Annotated in this window: 16 protein-coding genes; 4 read left to right on the top strand and 12 right to left on the bottom strand. The window is 63.4% G+C overall.

The annotated features are described in order from the left end of the window. Position 1: 1 nt before the first annotated feature. The 6 genes from ku to ACKLLE_RS02745 form a co-directional block, all read right to left on the bottom strand. Entirely contained in the window at positions 2-835 is an 834-nt protein-coding gene (gene ku / locus ACKLLE_RS02720) for a non-homologous end joining protein Ku (protein ID WP_064303781.1), read from the bottom strand. Positions 836-844: 9 nt separating this feature from the next. After that, on the bottom strand, positions 845-979 hold the full coding sequence (locus ACKLLE_RS02725) for a PSPA7_2676 family Cys-rich small protein (protein WP_346425417.1): 135 nt from the start codon (positions 977-979) through the stop codon (positions 845-847). Positions 980-1,051: 72 nt separating this feature from the next. Beyond that, positions 1,052-1,237, bottom strand: coding sequence for a hypothetical protein (locus ACKLLE_RS02730; protein WP_158467786.1), 186 nt, complete (start codon positions 1,235-1,237; stop codon positions 1,052-1,054). 110 nt (positions 1,238-1,347) lie between these two features. Then, a complete protein-coding gene (locus ACKLLE_RS02735) occupies positions 1,348-1,524 on the bottom strand; it encodes a con-10 family general stress protein (protein WP_009408912.1) in 177 nt (58 codons plus the stop codon). A 379-nt stretch (positions 1,525-1,903) separates the two neighbouring features. After that, positions 1,904-2,383, bottom strand: a complete 480-nt coding sequence (locus tag ACKLLE_RS02740) for a copper chaperone PCu(A)C (RefSeq protein WP_420057056.1) — start codon at positions 2,381-2,383, stop codon at positions 1,904-1,906. After that, positions 2,377-2,982, bottom strand: a complete 606-nt coding sequence (locus ACKLLE_RS02745) for an SCO family protein (protein WP_009398928.1) — start codon at positions 2,980-2,982, stop codon at positions 2,377-2,379. The genes ACKLLE_RS02740 and ACKLLE_RS02745 overlap by 7 nt, the downstream gene beginning before the upstream one ends. Before the next feature lie 310 nt (positions 2,983-3,292). Here ACKLLE_RS02745 and ACKLLE_RS02750 point away from each other — a divergent pair, with 310 nt between their 5' ends. Both ACKLLE_RS02750 and ACKLLE_RS02755 read left to right on the top strand, forming a co-directional pair. Then, complete coding sequence (locus tag ACKLLE_RS02750; RefSeq protein WP_420056713.1) at positions 3,293-5,236, top strand: autotransporter outer membrane beta-barrel domain-containing protein; 1,944 nt, start codon at positions 3,293-3,295, stop codon at positions 5,234-5,236. 171 nt (positions 5,237-5,407) lie between these two features. Continuing rightward, positions 5,408-6,241, top strand: a complete 834-nt coding sequence (locus ACKLLE_RS02755; protein ID WP_009394085.1) for a bifunctional allantoicase/(S)-ureidoglycine aminohydrolase — start codon at positions 5,408-5,410, stop codon at positions 6,239-6,241. A 172-nt stretch (positions 6,242-6,413) separates the two neighbouring features. Here ACKLLE_RS02755 and ACKLLE_RS02760 read toward each other — a convergent pair whose 3' ends face one another. The 6 genes from ACKLLE_RS02760 to feaR form a co-directional block, all read right to left on the bottom strand. Continuing rightward, the gene (locus ACKLLE_RS02760; RefSeq protein ID WP_420056714.1) at positions 6,414-7,289 is read right to left on the bottom strand and encodes a LysR substrate-binding domain-containing protein; all 876 of its coding nucleotides are present in this window, start codon (positions 7,287-7,289) and stop codon (positions 6,414-6,416) included. Positions 7,290-7,334: 45 nt separating this feature from the next. Continuing rightward, positions 7,335-7,775 carry a lysozyme gene (locus ACKLLE_RS02765; RefSeq protein WP_064303785.1) on the bottom strand — a complete coding sequence of 147 codons (441 nt, stop codon included), beginning with the start codon at positions 7,773-7,775 and terminating at the stop codon, positions 7,335-7,337. A gap of 108 nt (positions 7,776-7,883) precedes the next feature. Beyond that, positions 7,884-9,902: a TonB-dependent receptor family protein gene (locus tag ACKLLE_RS02770; RefSeq protein ID WP_420056715.1), complete on the bottom strand. Its 2,019-nt coding sequence runs from the start codon at positions 9,900-9,902 to the stop codon at positions 7,884-7,886. 164 nt (positions 9,903-10,066) lie between these two features. After that, positions 10,067-10,927 (bottom strand): transporter, encoded by an 861-nt coding sequence (locus tag ACKLLE_RS02775; RefSeq protein ID WP_064301745.1) that lies wholly within the window; start codon positions 10,925-10,927, stop codon positions 10,067-10,069. An 83-nt stretch (positions 10,928-11,010) separates the two neighbouring features. Then, positions 11,011-13,128: a PQQ-dependent dehydrogenase, methanol/ethanol family gene (locus ACKLLE_RS02780; protein ID WP_420056716.1), complete on the bottom strand. Its 2,118-nt coding sequence runs from the start codon at positions 13,126-13,128 to the stop codon at positions 11,011-11,013. Positions 13,129-13,296: 168 nt separating this feature from the next. Beyond that, on the bottom strand, positions 13,297-14,229 hold the full coding sequence (gene feaR, locus ACKLLE_RS02785) for a transcriptional regulator FeaR (protein ID WP_420056717.1): 933 nt from the start codon (positions 14,227-14,229) through the stop codon (positions 13,297-13,299). Between the two features lie 252 nt (positions 14,230-14,481). On the opposite strand from feaR, the gene ACKLLE_RS02790 reads away from it, so the two are divergent. Further along, positions 14,482-16,665: a TonB-dependent siderophore receptor gene (locus tag ACKLLE_RS02790; protein WP_064301747.1), complete on the top strand. Its 2,184-nt coding sequence runs from the start codon at positions 14,482-14,484 to the stop codon at positions 16,663-16,665. A gap of 142 nt (positions 16,666-16,807) precedes the next feature. Then, positions 16,808-18,712 (top strand): sigma-54-dependent Fis family transcriptional regulator, encoded by a 1,905-nt coding sequence (locus tag ACKLLE_RS02795; RefSeq protein ID WP_420056718.1) that lies wholly within the window; start codon positions 16,808-16,810, stop codon positions 18,710-18,712. The last annotated feature ends 69 nt before the right edge of the window (positions 18,713-18,781 follow it).

Below are 18,781 nucleotides of genomic sequence, written 5' to 3' on the forward strand. Positions count from 1 at the left end.
TTCAAGAGGCCTTGCGCGACGTCTTCTTCTTCGGCGCCGGCTTGGCCTTGCCACCCAGGCTGCGCTTGAGCAGTTCGGTGAGGTCGATGATATCGGCGCCCTTGCCCTCGCCTTCCTCGCCCGGTTGCTCGACCACGCTGATCTTGCCCTTGGAGGCCTTTTCTTCCACCAGGTCCATGATGGTCTGGCGAAACTCGTCGCGGTAATCCTCGGGTGTCCAGCTGCCGCTCATGTCCCTGACCAGGCGCTTGGCCATGTCCAGTTCGGCCTTGCTGACCTTGGCATGGGTCACGCTGTCATCCAGCTCCAGGCTGTCGAGGTCCTTCACTTCGTCTGGCCAGCGCAAGGTAATCAGCACCAGCGCCTCGTCCAGTGGCCGCACAAGTGCCAAATGCTGCTGGGTATGTAGCACCACCGTGGCCAAGGCCACCTTGCCGGTGCTTTCCAGCGTATCGCGAAGCAAGGCGTAGACCTTGCCGCCGCGCTTGTCCGGCGCCAGGTAGTAAGGCGTGTCGAAGTGCTGCAAGGGAATGTCCCCGGCATCGACGAAAGAAAAGATATCGATGGTCTGGGTCGCCTCCGGCCGGGCCTTGCGGATCTCGTCCTCGCTGATCACCACATAGCGGCCCTTCTCGTATTCCACACCCTTGACGATATGTTCCTTGCTGATTTCCTTGCCGGTGACCTTGTTGATCCGCTTGTAGCCCACCGGGTCCATGCTGCGTTGGTCGAGCCAGTCGAAATCGACCCGCTGGCTGCGCACGGCGGATGCCAGGGCGACCGGGATATGCACCAGGCCAAAGCTGATCGCGCCCTTCCAGATTGCACGAGGCATGGCGGACTCCTAGCGACGCGGAAGTTGCAGAAGGTGATGACGCAAGGCACCGCAACGCTCGCAGCATTCGCAGTCGCCCTGCCCGGCATCGTTCACCGGCATCCAACGCCACTGGCATCCACGTAGCAGGCAAAGAAAGGTCATGGGGCACCTCCTGGTCATAGGTCTGTTACCACTAATGACTACCAGGAGGTGCGGAAGGTTTGATCGGGATGATCAGTTGTCGCTGTCCTTGCTCGGCGCCAGTTGCGAGGCAGGGCTTTCCGATTGCGGTTGCTGCATTTGCAGCGATGGCTTGCTCGGATCGGAATCCTTGCCGGGATGATCGGAATTGTCGAAACAGCCGCCCAGGGCCAGCAGGCCGGACAGCAGCAACAGGGCTGCGCCTTTGTTCATGGCCATGTTCTCCAGGAAAGTTCTTCACAACAGCAAATGGCGCATCAAGGCCGAGGCCTCCGATGCGCCAGACGAACGGGGCATGGCTATGCCCGGTCATTCACTACGCTACCGCGTCAGGAACGGCCACCCTTGCGGCCGGAGTCCTGGGTTTTCTGCCGATCCTGATTCATGCCACCCGAATGTTGCCCGCCCTTGCGACCGGCTTCGGAGGCTTTTTCCCGATCGTTGGCAAAGTTGCCCGGGTTGCCGCCGCCTTGCTTGGAGCCAGTGCGGTTTTCATTGTTAGCCATGATCTTTCACCTCATAGAAAACTAGGGATGCACGACGTTTGCCGTACATGATGTGTGAGTTCATGGCGGTACAAGGATTCGCTTTGGTTCGAAGCGGCCGGACGGGTGGCGGGAAATAGCGGGAAGGGGGTGTTTGGGGTGCGGGGTATTTGTGGTGTGGGTATCGGTTTTGGTGGCTGCGACGTGCCCGTCAGAGAACCGCGTTAGGGCCACTAGGCGCTTGCCGGGAGATCTTCAGCGCTCTCCAGATCGAGCGCCGCCCGCGCGGCGCTCGATCTCAAGGGCGCGGGAGAAGTCATGACAAGCACCTGTCAGCCCTGATGCGATCTACTGACGGACCTTCAAGACACAAGCCAACCGGGCGACGAAGCCCGTGAAATCACTGATGCACGTGACCGTGCTTCATTTCCGGCTCACCCTCGGTCAAGGAGCGCACCGGCGCCTTGATCTCGAGGTTTTCCTTGTTGCCCTTGGCATCCTCGATCACCAGGGTAAGCGGCACTTCCTGACCCTGCTTGAGCTGGTGAGCCAGGCCCATGAGCATCACGTGATAGCCGTTGGCATCCAGGCTCACCGCCTTGCCGGCCGGCAGGTCGAGGCTGGAGACCGGCCCCATGGTCATCACGTCGCCGTTCATCTTCATTTCATGGATCTGCACATCCTTGGCGACCGGCGACTGCACGGCGACCAGCTTCGCGTCGGTATCGGAGGTGAGGGTCATGAACGCGCCGGAGGAATGCTGGTTGGCCACGCTGGCACGGGCCCAGGCATTTTCCACGGTGGTTTGCGCCAGCGCCGGCAGGGCGGCGGCACACAGGGCCAGGACGGCCAGGGGTTTGCGAATCGGCAGCATCAGCAGATCTCCATCAGGGTCAGCAGGTCTTCGGCGCATTCCTTCGCCGTCAGCGAATGGGACAATCCCAGGTGCAGGCGCCCACGGGAATCGAAGACGAAGCTGGTGGACGAGTGCGACACGGTGTAGCTGTCGCCCAGCGGTACCTTCTCGTAGAACACGCCGAACTCCTTGGCGGTGGCCGCGATCTGTTCCGGGGTGCCGGACAGCGCGGTGAAGGTCGGGTCGAAGGCCTTCACATAGTCTTCGAGTACCTGCGGGGTATCCCGTTCCGGATCCAGGGTGATGAACACCACCTTGAGGAAATCGCCGTCACGGCCCATCAGTTTCTTGATCTGCACCGCACGCGCCAGGGTGGTCGGGCAGATCGCCGGGCACTGGGTGAAGCCGAAGAACACCATCGGCATGGAGCCGTAGAAGCTCGACAGCGCGTAGGTATCGCCGTGGACATCCTGGAGCTTGAAGGAGCGGCCGAGGATCTTGTTGCTCAGGTCCTTGCCGTATTTGAAGTCGAGCTTGGGCGAGGTATCGCAGCCGGTCAGGGCGGCGAGCCCCGCCAGGCCGAGCCCGGCGAGAACCTTGCGCCGGGTCAGTAGGTCGTTCATGTAACCATCCTTTGGGGAAGGTGCACGCTTGCGCAGGGAAGCTGTTCATTCCAGCTTTTCACGGGGCGGCATTTTCGCACGCGAGGACAGGAGGGGCCAGCGCAGGGCGCCCGAAGGGTGCGGCGTGGTGTCGCAGAAGGCGCTGCAAAAGCGTAACAAGGCATTAAACAATTCGTGCCGAATACGACAACGACACCGGACAAATCCGACAATTTACCCAAGCCTGTCACATATCGGCCCATTTCCTGCTGTCCTTGCGCCAGCGCATCGACAAGATGCCAACGCCTACCGACACACAAGGACAAGTGCCGTGCTCAAACCCCTCGCCATCGCCGTTGCCCTCGGATCCGCCTTGCTCCCCATGGGGGCTGGCGCCTATGACTACGGGCAATATGCCAGCCAGACCCTGGATCGCCTGATCCACGACTATCCCGGCCGTTATCGCGGCACCGCCAATTTCGCCGGCGCTGCCGACTGGATGCAGGCGCAATTGGCCTATGGCTACCAGACCAGCCGCCAGGATTTCACTTGGGCCGGCACACGCAGTTCGCAGAACGTCATCGCCTCCGCCGCCGGGACCAGCAGCAACTATGTGGTGCTGGGTGCGCACTTCGACACCTATTTCGGGCGCCCGACCCTGCAAGGCCTGGACGACAATGCCTCGGGCGCGGCGGTGCTGACCGAGATCGCCCGCAACCTCGGCGGCGTGCAACTGGAGAACGGCCTGGAAGTGGTCGGCTTTGGTGCCGAGGAAGAAGGGCTGCGCGGCTCCCGGGCCTACGTCGCGGCCCTCAGCGACAGCCAGCGCGCCAACCTGCTGGGGATGATCAACCTCGATAGCCTGGTCACCGGCGACAAGATGTACGCCCATGCCGGCAGCAATGCCGCCGACAACCCGGCCCTCGGCGCGTACCGCGACCAGCTCATGCGTATCGCCGGGGAGTTGAAGATCGACCTGTTCACCAACCCCGGCCTGAATCCCGCCTACCCTGCTGGCACAGGCTGTTGCAGCGATGGCGCAAGCTTCGAGGGCCTGAATGTGCCAGTGCTGTTCATCGAGGCGACCAATTGGGAGCTGGGTGATCTGGACGGCTACGAGCAGACCGACAACCCGGCGATTCCGGGTGGGTCCACCTGGCACGACCCGAACGAAGACAACCAGACCGTGCTCACCGGCGCCTTCGGTCAGGAGCGCATCGACCAGCGCCTGCGGGATTTTTCGCGGCTGCTGACGCGCCTGGTACTGGAGCTGACCAACGCCGACCTGCTCGCCTCCACCGCGTCCGGTGGGGCCATGGCGCGGCAAATGGAAGACCAGTTGCAGCGCCAGCATCAGGCCATGACGCGACTGCATGACCGCCGCTGGTTGAGCTTGCTGGACAGTCAGCGGACCGTGGGCAGCTTCGATGGCGAGGTTGGCGTCGAGGGCGAGGTGTCGCCCGACAGCGGATTCGATGTGGCCGGCAACCCGGAGTCCAAGCGCGTCGGCGTGCATGTGCTGGGCGACTACCGGCTGAGCGATGCGCTGACCGTCGGTGCCAGCCTGGGCTTCGAGCGCAGCCGCGACAGCCTGGAGCATGGCGGGCGGGTCGAAGGCGATACCTGGCAAGCCGGCCTGTTCGGCCTGCTCGATGATGGCGCAGCGCAGTGGCTGGCGGGTGAGCTGAGTGCCGGGCATACCCGTTTCGACACCCGCCGCTCGGTGTACATCCAGGCCAACAACGGCCCGGTTTTGCTTGACCAGCGCCTGTCCGGGGATACCTCCGCGCTGTTCTGGGGCGCGCGGCTGGAGGGTGGCCATGACTTCGACCTTGGAGGCTTGAAGACCGGGCCGCTGGCGGGGCTGGATTACGTGCATTACCGCATCGATGACTTCCATGAAGACGAAGCGCTGCGTACCGCACTGGGTTACGAGAAGCAGGACTACGACGGGCTCGAGGCCAGCCTGGGCTGGCGCCTGCGTGGCGAACTGGGGCTGGGTGCCGGCATGCGGGTCAAGCCCTACGCCAGCGTGCGCTGGGTGCGGGAGCTGGCGGATGGGCGACTGGACGAGATGGACCTGGCAGCCCGGGCCGACGGGCGCGTACGGGTCGCGGACCTGACGAAGGTCGACAAGAGCTTCGGGCGCGCGCAGCTCGGCGCGCAACTGATGGTGACCGAACAGCTGGGGGTATTTGCCGAGGCCAATACCCGATTCGCCCATGACGAAGGAAACCAGGCGGGATATTCGTTGGGCGTGCAGTGGCTATTCTGAGCCTTCGACGCAGTGGTGCATGATGGCGCCCATTCACAAAGCGAATAGAACGGATTCCAACATTTAATTTGTGGATGCACCGCGATGCTCATACTGTAGAGCGGCAGCCCCGGTAGAACGCCCGTTACAGGCGCTCCCGGGGTCACAACAACAAACACCCCGAGACTGTCCATGTCCAAATCCTACTTCGCCCCTCACGGCGGGCACCCGGCTCAGACCGAGCTGCTGACAGACCGTGCGATGTTCACCGAGGCCTATGCCGTCATTCCCAAGGGCGTGATGCGCGATATCGTCACCAGCCACCTGCCCTTCTGGGACAAGATGCGCATGTGGGTCATCGCCCGCCCGCTGTCCGGTTTCGCCGAAACCTTCTCCCAGTACATCGTCGAGGTGGCTCCGGAAGGCGGCAGCGAGCGTCCTGAACTGGACAAGAACGCCGAAGCGGTGCTGTTCGTCGTCGAGGGTGAAGTCGACATCACCCTGCAGGGCAAGAACTACACGCTCAAGCCGGGTGGCTACGCCTTCATCCCGCCGGCGGCCGAATGGAGCCTGCGCAACAACAGCAAGGCCAATGTCACCTTCCACTGGATCCGCAAGCACTACGAAGCCGTGGAAGGCCTGCCGCATCCGGAAGCGTTCGTCACCAACGAGCAGGACATCACCCCGATCCCGATGCCGGGTACCGACGGCGCCTGGGTCACCACCCGCTTCGTCGACATGGCGGACATGCGTCACGACATGCACGTCAACATCGTTACCTTCCAGCCGGGCGGCGTGATTCCGTTCGCCGAAACCCACGTCATGGAGCACGGCCTGTACGTGCTCGAAGGCAAGGCGGTGTATCGCCTGAACCAGGACTGGGTGGAAGTGGAAGCCGGTGACTTCATGTGGCTGCGCGCGTTCTGCCCGCAGGCCTGCTACTCCGGTGGCCCTGGCCCGTTCCGCTACCTGCTGTACAAGGATGTGAACCGCAACGTGCACCTGACGCTGAACCCGAAGCGTTGAGTGACGTCGGGCTCGCAGCCTGAATGAGAAAGCCCGCCGGTGGATGGCGGGCTTTTTTATGGGTGTCTGTGAGGGCCTCATCGCCGGCAACGCCGGCTCCCACAAGGTTTGCGGTGCACACAAAACCTGTGGGAGCTGGCTTGCCAGCGATGAGGCCGTCGAGGTCAAGCACTCATTCCTGATCCAGCAACCCCGCCAGCACAACCCCCAGCTCCTTCACCATCGGCTCCGCCGTCGACCGGTGCACCACCACGATCTCGTAGCTGTCCACCACCGGCAGCCCGTCCTTTGCTCCCAGCACCCGATGGTCTGCGGTGACTGCCCGCGGAGGCAGCAGGCTGATGCCCATCCCGTCCGCCACTGCCGCCTGGATTCCGCTGAGGCTGGAGCTGGTGAACGCGATCCGCCAACGCCGCCCAAGGCCTTCAACGGCATTGATGATCTCGTCACGGTACAAACCCCGGGGCGGGAAGGTCACCAGCGGGATCGGGTCCAGTTGCAGCGCCGGATTCTTCGCGCTGTCGATCCAGGACAGTTCTTCCGACCAACTGGCCACCCCTTCCCTACCGTTGCGCCGTTGCTTCAACAGCACCAGATCCAGCTCGCCGTTGTCGTAGCTCTGGGCGATGTCCCGGCACAGGCCGCTGGCGACTTCCAGCTTGACCTCGGGATGCTTGCGGTTGAAGGCGGACAAGGCCTTGGTGGTGCGGCCGCCGACGAAATCCTCCGGCACGCCCAAACGCACGGTAACGCCTACGGTTGCTCCGGCCAGGGCTTCGAGCATCTGGTCGTTGAGCGCCAGCATGTGCCGGGCATAGCCGAGCAGGGTCTGGCCGGCATCGGTGGGCAGTACGTCGCGGTTGCCGCGTTCGAGCAGGCGGTGGCCGACCATGTCTTCCAGGCGGCGGACCTTCTGGCTGATGGTTGATTGGGTGGAGTGCAGGCGCGAGGCGGCGGTGGTGAAACTGCCGCAGTCGGCGACCACCACGATCGCGCGTAGCAGATCGAGGTCGAACAGGGTTCTAGCGGGTTTCGCAATGGCAGGCATGGGGGCATTTACAGAATGAATGACCCCCGAGGTTTTAGCATGCCCTCAGGCTGCCGGCGAGCCTTGCAGGAACATCTGCCGTTCGGCATCGCGGCGCTTGACCATGCCGATATCCGGTCGCCCACGGACCTGGATCCATTTGGAAAACTCCGCCGCTGCGTTTTCGAAATCGCCGGCGTTGACGTGGCGCAGCAGGATCGAGTTGCGCAGACGCGCCAGGCCGTAATCGAACACCAGCAGCAAGAGCGCGTCCCATTGGCCCTGGCTGACCGGAACCGTCAGCATCCCGGCCAGTTGCGTCTCGAAACGGCCAATCTCGTGTTCCAGCTTGGCCTCGGCCTCGGGCTGGGTGATCTCCATGCCCTCGCTGACATCGCCATAGTGGGCATAACCGATGAACCACAGGCCGCTGACATCCTGGCGGGCCTTGAGGGTCAGTCCGTTGCGGCGTTTGATCAGGTCCAGGCCCGTCGGGGACAGTCGCATGTGCCAGCTCCTTGCATGAAAGTGAAGGACAACGTCGGGCAAGACTACTTCAGTCATGGCGCCCAGTGATAGCACTTAGCTGCTACTGAATGCCGCATGCCTGGCGCGTCAGAAGCTCACCTTCACCCCCACATACCCGGTCCGCCCCGGTGCCGGCTCGTAGTAGCGTCCGCCGCTGTCATTGATCCGCAGGTTGTCGTAGTAGCGACGGTCCGTCAGGTTATCCAGCCCTACATAGGGCTCCACGTTTTCCGCCCAGCCCTTGAGCTGCATGCCCAAGCGCAGGTTGACCAGCGCATAGCCACCGACCCGTGCGGTATTACCGCTGTCGGCGTACTGGCGGTCGAACACCGAGGTGTTCAGGCGTGCATACCAATTGTCACGGCTGTAGGAAACTTCACCGAACAGGCTTTGCACGGGAATGCCGGGCAGGCGGTTGCCGTCGGCATTTTCGAAACTGCGGTAGGTGTAGTCGTTGAGGCTGTAGGCCGTGCTGACCTGCCAGTGTTCGTCCGGCTGCCAGCGCGCGCTGAGCTCCAGGCCGTCGCGGCGGGTCGAACCGGCGTTGCGGTAGAACGTGCGGCCATCGACGTAGGGCACCAGTTCGTCACGGGTATCGATGCGGTACACCACGGCTTCGTAGCGCCAATGCGCAGTTTCACCCTTGAAACCGACCTCCTGGTTGAGCGCCTCGGCCGGTTCCAGGCTGCTGTTGAAGCCGCCACCATTGGGATTGGCCAGTTCGCTGACAGTCGGCGTCTCGAAGGAGGTAGCGACGCGGGCGTAGATCGTGTGGGACGGATCCAGGCGATAACTGAGACCAACGCTGTAGTTGAGGTCACGCAGGTTGCGCTTGCCGGAGTCGTCACCATCACGCAGGTAGTGATCGTCCACGCTCAGGCGTACGGTGTCGTGGCGCAGGCCCAGGCTGAGCAGCCAGTTCTCGCCAAGCTCGGTGCGGTTTTCCACGAACAGGCCGAGGCTGCGGGCCTCTTCACGTTGACGGGAGGTCAGCGCCCCCTTCTCGCCCCCGAGGATGTTGTTGTTGCGATCACGGTCGTCGCGCAGGGATTCAAGGTCGCCTCCGAACGTAAACCAGTGCTTGAGGCCGAACCAGTCGGCGACATGGGTGTAGTTGGCGCCGGCGCCGGCGAACAACCGCTCATAGCTCGTCTGGCCGTTGGCGGCCAATGGCAGGCGATTCTCGAAATCCCGTTGACCGACATAGCTGCGGATCTGGTAGGTATCTTCTCCAAGCGGCTGTCCGTCCCACACCAGCGACAGACGCTGCTGCCTGATGCGCTCGTCGGAATCGAAGCTCAGGCTTTGCGGACGGGCCTGGTTGCGGTCGGCACGAACCTGCCCCAAGGTCAACCCGCCCGGGTCCTCCGAGCGGTTATCGAGGGCGTGCAGGGTCAACGCCAGGCGCCCCGTTTCGCCCCACCAGCGCAGCTTGCCGGTGAGGTTGTTGGCCTCGCTGGTGGCGTGCTGGCGATAGCCGTCGGACTGGGTCGAGCTGACCGCGGCCAGGGCGCCGAAATTGTCCTCGGTGCCGCTGGCTTCCACGCTCTGCCGGCGGAAACCGTAGCTGCCGACACTGACATCGCCGGACACACCGGGGTGATCGCCCGGCTCGCGGGTCTCGATTGCCAGCACCCCGCCCGCGCCGTTGCCATAGAGCACGGCAGCCGGTCCGCGCAGCACTTCCATACGCTCGACCAGGCCCAGGTCGAAGCCGTCCAGCTCGGTCTGGCCATCGGGCATGGTCAGCGGTACGCCATCGACCAGCACGCGAATGCCACGCACGCCGAAGCTGGAGCGCGAGCCAAAACCGCGGATCGCCGGGCGCAGCCCTTGGGCGGCGTTGTAGCGGCTTTGCACCACAACCCCTGGCACGCCGGAGAGCAGGTTGCCGAGGGTCAATGCCTGTTCGCCGCGACTGTCGGCGGCATCGACCACGCTGGCGGACAACGCGGCCTGGGCCCACTCGTCGCCGGTGCGCGTGGCGCTGATCACCACGGGATCGACATCGACAGCGGTATCGGCCAAGGCGCCGGTACTGGTGAGCAGTAGCGCACCCAGGGCGGCGCGGCGGTGTGCGGCGCGTTGCCGCTCGTTGTCATTCATAAGGCTTTCCATCCGGTCCCGCACAAAGGGGCTGAGTGGACCATAAACCGGCGGTTGGGCATAGGGCTATCAGGCTTGGGGCTGGGGGTTGGGGGACTTGGGTTGGGGGTCGAAAGTAGGAGTGTCAGAGCGATTTTGGGGCTGCTTTGCAGCCCCAAGGGATCTCAATAGAAATACGCCAGCCTGAACTGCAACGAATTATCGATCTTCACGCCCTCGCGCACCGAGGTGTCGTGCATCACCTGCCCCATCACCTGCAACTGCTTGTTGACCATGGTCGCCACGGTGAAGCCGACGGTTCCATTGTCACGGCTGGTGGCCAGGGTCACGCCATCCAGGGTTTCGCGGCCGCCCCAGTTGTGCCGGTAGGTGAGCGCCGCATAGGTATCCTGGGTGAAGTTGTAGCGAAGGTGGTTGTGCAGCTGCAGCAGGGTGTCCTTTTTCGCATCGGTGGAGCGCTGGTCCTGGTAGAACTCGGCCTCGGCGATCACATCCCAGGTGATCCGCTCCGTCAGGCCCTTGATGTAGCCGACCTGGAAATCCACCGCCCAGCGGTTGTTGCTGAGGGCAAAGCCTTCGTTTTTGTCGCTGCCGGTCGGCGCGGTGAAGAACACCGACCAGCCCAGGTGTTCGTTGCGCTCCAGGTCGCCGATGGTCCACAGCGTACCGCCGAAGGTGATGTCGCCGAGCCCGGAATTCTTCGTATGGGTCGCACCGATATCCTGCTGGCCGAAGGGGATGACGATCTGCGGGTCCCAGGTGTAGCCGGTACCGAAGAAGTCCGTGAAGTGGATCAGGCGCAGGACGCCCACCGTCATGTCCAGGTCAAGATCGTCGGCGACCTTCTTGCCGCCGGAGTAGACCTTGTCGCCCCGCGGGTTCTGTTGATAGAGCACCACCACATCGGTGCCCTTGGGCAGCGCAGTGTAATCACCGGGGTCGGGTTTCACATCGGCCAGGGCCGTGCAGGTAGCGCCGAACAGTGTGAGGCCGAGCGCAAGGGCCGGGGCGTTGAAGCTCTTCATGATGGACTCTCGTTGTTGTTTTTGTTGGCGTGCAGAGCCCCGGACGGCCCCGTTTCCGGGGTCGCCTGGGTAATGAATCGAACTCAGTTGGCGGCGCTGGCCTTCAGATCGGCTTGAAGATCATGGGTGCGCTTGACCAGGTACTGGCGGATAAGCTCCATATCCTCGGCCTTGAGGATGTCGGAGAAGTTCGGCATGCCGCGGTAGATCAAGGCCCCGCTGACGAACGCCGGGAAAGCCTGGTGCTTCTCCTTCGTCAGGTAGCGCAGGTCGGGGACGACCCCGCCGGCCACCGCATTCAGGCCATGACAGCCGGCGCACAGGCCATTGAACAGGTTGCGCGCCTGGGCCAGTTGCTCCGGTGAGGCTGTCAGCTCCAACTCGACATTGGGGAACACCGGCGCCTGCTTCGGCGGGGGTAGCTCACCTTTGGCTCCCAGCTTGAAGGCAATGATCCGCGACTCGGACTGGACCTTGGCCTTGTTGGTCAGCGAGCCGGTCAGCAACGGCAGGATCCCGCCCCAGCCGACGGAAAAGGCAACGTACTGATCCTTGCCCACGGTATAGGTGATCGGCCCGGCCATGACCCCGGAGTTGGCACGGTGCTCCCAGAGCTTCTCGCCCTTGTCGGCGCTGTAGGCCACCACGCGACCGTCTGCGGTGCCCTGGAACACCAGGTTGCCGGCGGTGCTCAGGGTGCCGCCGTTGCCGGCGCTGGCGTATTCCTGCTTCCAGGCCGGGGCCTGCTTGACCGGGTCCCAGGCGATCAGCTCGCCGGTCCAGGCATCGCGGATCTGCTTGAAGGCCTTCGGATCTTCCGGCACGTCCGGTACGTCGAGTCCGAAGTTGAGCACCGATTTGTTAGGGAAGAACATCGGTTCCTTGGCCGCCTTCAGCTCGGCCAGGGTGTGCTGGGCCGGGATATAGACGTAGCCGGTCCTGGGGCTGTAGGACATCGGGTGCCAATTGTGGCCACCGAGGAAACTTGGCTGTACGACCTTGGGTTCTTTCGAGTAATCCGCCGCGCCGGTCAGCACTGGCCGGCCCGTTTTCAGATCGATCTCGCTGGCCCAGTTCACCGGGACGTAGTTCTTCGCCGAAAGCAGCTTGCCGTTGGTGCGGTCGAGCACATAGAAGAAGCCGTTTTTCGGTGCCTGCATCAGGACCTTTCGCACCTGGCCGTCGATCGTGATGTCGGCGAGGATCATGTGCTGGGTCGCGGTGTAGTCCCAGCGGTCCTGCGGGGTGACCTGGTAGTGCCAGACGTATTCACCGGTGTCCGGGCGCAGGGCCAGGATCGACGAAACGAACAGGTTGTCGCCCTTGCCCTGGCTGCGGAACTGGTAGTTCCATGGCGAGCCGTTGCCGGTGCCGATGTACAGCAGGTCGAGTTCCGGGTCGTAGGCCATGGAGTCCCAGGCGGTGCCGCCACCGCCCCACTTCACCCAGCCGTCGCCGGTCCAGGTCTTCATCGCCATGGCCATGGCCGGGTTTTCCGGCGGCAATTTGGGATCGCCCGGCACGGTGTAGAAGCGCCAGGCCTGCTTGCCGGTCTCGGCGTCGTAGGCGGTGACATAGCCGCGCACGCCGAACTCGGCGCCGCCGTTGCCGATCAGCACCTTGCCCTTGACGATACGCGGCGCGCCGGTGATGGAGTAGCTCTTGCTGCGGTCGATGATGGTGTCCACCGACCAGGCTTCCTTGCCGGTGGCCGCGTCGAGGGCGACCAGGCGGCCATCGAAACTGCCAACGTAGACCTTGCCGTTCCACACCGCGACACCGCGGTTGACCGGGCCGCAGCAACCCTGGCTGAGATTGGCCGGCGGCACATGGGGGTCGTATTTCCACAGCATCTCGCCGGTCGCGGCATTCATCGCATAGACGATGCTGAAGGCTCCGGTGGTGTACATCACTCCGTCCACCACTATGGGTGTGGCCTCGGTGCCGCTGTCGATATCCAGCCGGGTGGTCCAGGCCATGCCGAGCTGGCCGACGTTGCTGTCGTTCACCGCGTCCAGCGGGCTATAGCGCTGCTCGTCGTAGGTACGACCATGGCTCATCCAGTTGCCCGGTTCGAGGTTGGCATTGATCAGGCGTTTCGCATCGACCTGTGCGGGAGCGCTCGGCGGGGCGTCGGCAGCCGAGGCATGCAGGGTCGAAAGCAGCACGGGCAGGCCCGCCAGCAGGAAAAGGGTTTTCATGTGTTTCGGACTCCAGCGACACATTTATTGTTGTTATGCGCCCGCAAGGCAGCCTGCCCCGCAGGTCAAGCATTAGCAGGCTCTGCACTACGCAGGAGTATTAGAAGTCGTGCCGCAAGGCGGCGCTTGACTGTCACCGCCAATGCAGTTGGCATTTCTTGCCAGTGCCTACAGCTGGAAGGCGTGTGCCCGGTAATCCCGGGGCGAAACCTCGAACTGGCGCTTGAACGCGCGGCTGAAATGGGCGACATCGACGAAGCCCCACTTGAAGGCGATCTGGGTGATCGACTGGCTGCGCAGGGTGTGACAACACAGGTCATGGGCCACTTTCGTCAGACGGGTGCGAAGGATGTAGCGCGAGACGCTTTCGCCGTGTTCCTCGAACAACCGGTAAAGACTGCGCACCGAGGTGTGCAGTTGATCCGCCAGATAGGCAGGGCCGAGATCGACATCCTGCAGCGACTCGTCCACCAGGCGCAGCGCCGTGGCGAACAGGCTGTCGCTGTGCAGCAGCGGGTTTTCTCCCTGCGCCTGCCCGGACATCGCCGGCAGCACCAGCGACACCAGCGCGTTCTGGATGGCCTGGCCGTCATCGCCATTGGCCGCGCCGTCGCCGAGCAGGCCGATCGATTGCACCAGCGAGCGCACCATGCGGCTGGACACATTGTTGCGCGACAGTTTGCCGAACAGGTTATCGCCCTTGAACTGGCGGGTAACGATATCCCGTGACAGGTGCACGGAAATGTTTTCGACCAGGCCCAGCGGCTCGATCTCGAACAACCGCGCCGAGTCCACCAAGGCGATGTCCTCGGGGCCCAGCTCGACCTCCATGCCCGCCTGGCGAATCCGCTGGCGGCCGCTGCGCTGGTAGATCAGGAAGCAATGGCTGTCATCGCTGTCCACGCCGATCAATTCGCGGCTGATCAGGCGGGCATTGGTACGGATATGGGCGGTGTCCAGGGCACCGATGGCCTGGCTGTGGATCTCGCCGATGAAGTGGCGGGTAAGGCTCGAAGGCAGGGTGCTGAAATTGCCGCAAATGCTGCGCAGGGACTGGCACCAGCGCTCGAAGCCGGCCTGCTCGCTCGATGACAGGAACATGGCATCCTCCGATCTTATTATTTAATTAACATATTATCTAATTTCGAAGAGATCAAGCCGTTTAACGATACAACCTAAACCTGTAAGCACGCTAAAAAGTATCACGATACCCTGGCTTCGACAGGGGAAATGTCATCGGCTTTTTCCTGGGTCCGATCTTTTTGCACCTTGCCCTTCCCCGTGCCAGCAAATCTTGCCATCATTATTAGTAACAATTCTCATAAGCACTTTGTTTTTCATTAGGAGCATGGCATGGCTGTCCCGGTACCTCCCCGTCTCTTTCGTCCTTCACTCAATCTGCTGTCCGTAGCGATCTGCATGGCCGGTTCCCTGTCGGCAATCGCTGACGAAGCGAGCACGACGCCCGCGCAGACGCCACCCGAGACCCTGGAACTGGGCGCGACGCAAATCAGCAACACCCAGCTCGGCAGCACCACCGAGGGCAGTTCGTCCTACACCACGGGCATCATGTCCACCGCGACCAAGCTGCCGATGACGATGCGCGAAACACCCCAGGCGGTCACCGTGATGACACGCCAGCGCATGGACGACCAGGCCATGACCAGCATCAACGACGTGGTCAAGTACACCCCCGGCCTGTTCCTCAGCCAGTCCAGCGGCCCCGGCCGGCAGACCTACTCCTCGCGCGGTTTCGATATCGACAACCTGATGTACGACGGCATCCCCAGCACCTACCAGGGCTGGACCGTCGGCGCCCAGCCGAACCTGGCGATGTTCGACCGGGTCGAACTCGTCCGCGGCGCTACCGGGCTGGTGACCGGCGCCGGCAACCCGTCGGCGGCGATCAACCTGGTCCGCAAGCGCCCGCTGGCCGAGCAGAAGGTCACCCTGACCGGTGCGGCCGGCAGTTGGGACGACTACCGCGGCGAAGTGGATGCCTCCAGCCCGCTGAATGCCAGCGGCACCCTGCGTGGCCGTGTAGTGACGTCCTGGCAGGATGCCAACAGCTTCGTCGATCGCGCCGAAGAGACCCATGGCCTGTTCTATGCCATCACCGAAGCCGACCTGAGCGACGACACCACGCTGTCCCTGGGCTTCTCCCACCAGAAGGACCGGACCAATTACTTCTGGGGCTCGTCGATGGTAGGCCTCGACGGCCATCACCTCGATCTGCCGCGCTCGTACAACCCGGGCACCGATTGGGAAGACAAGGACCAGGACATCAACACCCTGTTCGCCGAAATCCGCCAGCAACTGGCCTACGACTGGAAGCTGCAGGTCAATGCCTCCTATACCCAGCAGGACGCGCTGTTCTCGGGCTCCTATCAGTCGCGCTGGGCCCCCGACAAGAGCCTGGCGCGCACCGTTTACCAGTCCGGTCACGACGAAGACCAGGCCGGTGTCGATGCGTTCGCCAGCGGCCCGTTCCAGGCCTTTGGCCGCAGTCATGAACTGGTGGTCGGCGCCAGCAAGCGCATCTACGACATGACCACCCGCAACTACAGCCCCTACGACACCAACTGGCCGCTGAACGCTGGCAAGCCGGACTTCGTGCACAGCGGCAACAGCCGCAAGGTGACCAACCAGGAAGGCGTTTACCTGACCACTCGCCTGAGCCTGGCCGACCCGCTCAAGCTGATCCTCGGCAGCCGGCTGGACTGGTACGACTACGACGACAAGCAGAACTCGGCGGCCGATTACAAGGTCACCCGAAACGTCACACGCTACGCCGGCCTGGTCTACGAGCTGGACGACCACCACTCGGTCTATGTCAGCTACAGCGACATCTTCAATCCGCAAGCCTACAAGGACGCATCCGGCAGCCCGATCAGGCCGGTGGAAGGCAAGAACTACGAGGTCGGGGTCAAGGGCGAGTACTTCGACGGGGCGCTGAACGCCAGCGTGGCGCTGTTCCGCGTCGACCAGGAAAACCGTGGCGTGTCGCTCACGGACGTCTCCGGCTGCGTGGACCCGACCAACTGCTACGCGGCTTCCGGCCAGGTGCGCAGCCAGGGCATCGACATGGAGCTGCAAGGTGCGCTGACCCGCAACTGGCAGATCGGCGCCGGCTACACCTACGCCCGCACCCACTACCTCAAGGATGACGCCAAGCCGCAGAACGAGAACCAGCGCTTCAGCACCGATACACCCGAGCATCTGTTCAAGGTGTCCACGGTGTACCGCTTCGAAGGTCCGCTGGAAAAGTTGCGGGTGGGCGGCAACGTCTACTGGCAGAGCCGCATGTACAACGATATCGCCACCGCCAATGGCGCGTACCGGCTCGAACAGGGCGCCTATGCGGTCACCGACCTGATGGCGGGCTATCAGCTGACCCGTAACCTCGACCTGCAGCTCAACGCCAACAATATTTTCGACCGCAAGTACTACTCGGCCATCTCCACCTCGGTGGACTATGGTGGGGATGTGTACGGCAAGCCACGAAACATGATGGTGACGGCGAAATACAGCTTCTGATCGCCACGCCCGCGCAGGGATGCGCACCCCTTCCCTCTCCCCTCTTCACTCCCGTCCCTTGGCACGGCTTCCCCCCTGCGGCTATCTTAGTGCCGTGACGCAACATGGCCCGTTACACCGACAACAAGATACGGAGCCGTTCATGACCCGGCATAGCGCGCAGCCCCATCCCAGTGAACTCGCAGCCTTCGTCAGCGAGCATTTTCCTGGTCGAGCGATTCGTCCGGACGGGTTGATCGCCCAGTCCTGGTATCGCAGCGTGGTCCAGCACAGGCTCGACCCAGGCACGGCCACGCGCCTGGATATCCTCAGCGCTGCGGATATCCGCCGCCACCAGCAGCAACACCAGGAGTACCTCGCCATCGCCGGCCAGGGCGTCAGCGGCCTGGCCCGGCGCGTGGTCCCGGCGGGCTTTGCGGTGCTGCTCAGCGATGAGCAGGGCATCACCCTCGACGCCCGCCTGCCCCGTGAACACACGCCGTATGTACGCTCCGGACTGGTGGTCGGGGCGCGCTGGGACGAGTCCATCGCCGGTACCAACGGCATCGGTACCACCCTGGCCGCCGCCGAGCCGCTGATCATTCACCGCCAGGAGCATTTTCTCGACGCCAATGCCGCGCTCAGTTGCTCGGTGGCTCCGATCTTCGATGCCCAGGGCCTGCTTCGTGGCTGCCTGAATGCCACCTGCCTGAACAGCGACGGGCCCAAGGAAAGCCAGTACCTGACCCTGCAACTGGTGATCCTGTACGCCCGCCTGATCGAGAACGCGCATTTCCGCCAGAGCTACAGGGACCGGCTCAGCCTTTCCCTGAAGCCTATCGACGAAATCACCGACCTGGCCAACGAACAATTGCTGGCCCTGGACGACGAGGGTCGGGTCATCGGTGCCAACCACGCAGCCTTTGTCGCCCACGACAGCAATGCCGACGGCCGCTTGATCGGCAGCCTGATCGACCGTTTGCTGCCCATGGCGGTCGATGACCTGCTGCGCCAGACCCACGGCGGCGCCCGCGGCCTGCGCTTGCGCGCCCGGCATGACGACACGCTGCTGGACCTGAGCCTGCGCATTCCCTCGGCCAGGCACGGCCTGGCACAGACACCGGCACCGGCGCCGACTCGCGCCCGGCCACCCCGCCACCCCGACCTGGAACGCCTGGCCGGTGCCGACCCGACGTTGCAGCACAGCGTGCAGCGCCTGCGCAAGGTCCTCGACAAGGACATCGCCATCCTGATAACCGGTGAAACCGGTACCGGAAAGGAAGCCTTCGCCCGCGCCATCCACCAGGCCAGTGCGCGCCGGGGCGGGCCTTTCGTCGCGCTCAATTGCGCGGCGATTCCGGAAAGCCTGATCGAAAGCGAACTGTTCGGCTACCGCGGCGGCAGTTTCACCGGGGCCGAGAAAAAAGGCATGAAGGGCAAGCTGGAATTGGCCAATGGCGGCACCTTGTTCCTCGATGAGATCGGCGATATGCCTGCGCATCTGCAAACGCGCCTGCTGCGGGTGCTGGCCGAACGCGAGATCTCGCCTATCGGTGCTGCGGCACCGGTGGCGCTGGATATCCAGGTGATCTGCGCAACCCACCAGGACCTGCAGGCCATGCTGCGCGACAAGGGCTTTCGCGAAGACCTGTTCTATCGCCTCAACGGCATGCACCTGCGCCTGCCACCCTTGCGCGAACGCAGTGATCGCGGTCACCTGCTGGATGCACAGCTCGCAGCCCAGGGCATGCGAATCACCGCCCAGGCGCGCCAGTGCCTGCTCGACGCGCCATGGCCCGGGAATATCCGCCAGTTGCTCAATGCCCTGCGCTATGCGGTGGCCCTGGCGGAGAACGGCTGTATCGACCTGGATTGCCTGCCGGAGGACCTCCTGCAAAGCAGCCCTGCGCCTTCAGGCAGCCACTCGCAAGGCGAGGACCTGCTGGCGGTCCTGCGCCGGCATCGCTGGAACATCAGCGCAGCGGCGAGCGAACTGGGTGTAGCGCGCTCGACGCTGTATCGGCAGATGAAAAAGCAGGGGCTGGTGCAGCCCAATGACCGGTTTTGAACCTGAAACTGCAGTAGTGAATCCACCACTGCAATCGCTGGCAAGCCAGCTCCCACAGGTTTGTGGGAG

Source organism: Pseudomonas bharatica, from assembly GCF_048586865.1.
GTDB classification, from domain to species: Bacteria; Pseudomonadota; Gammaproteobacteria; order Pseudomonadales; family Pseudomonadaceae; genus Aquipseudomonas; species Aquipseudomonas bharatica.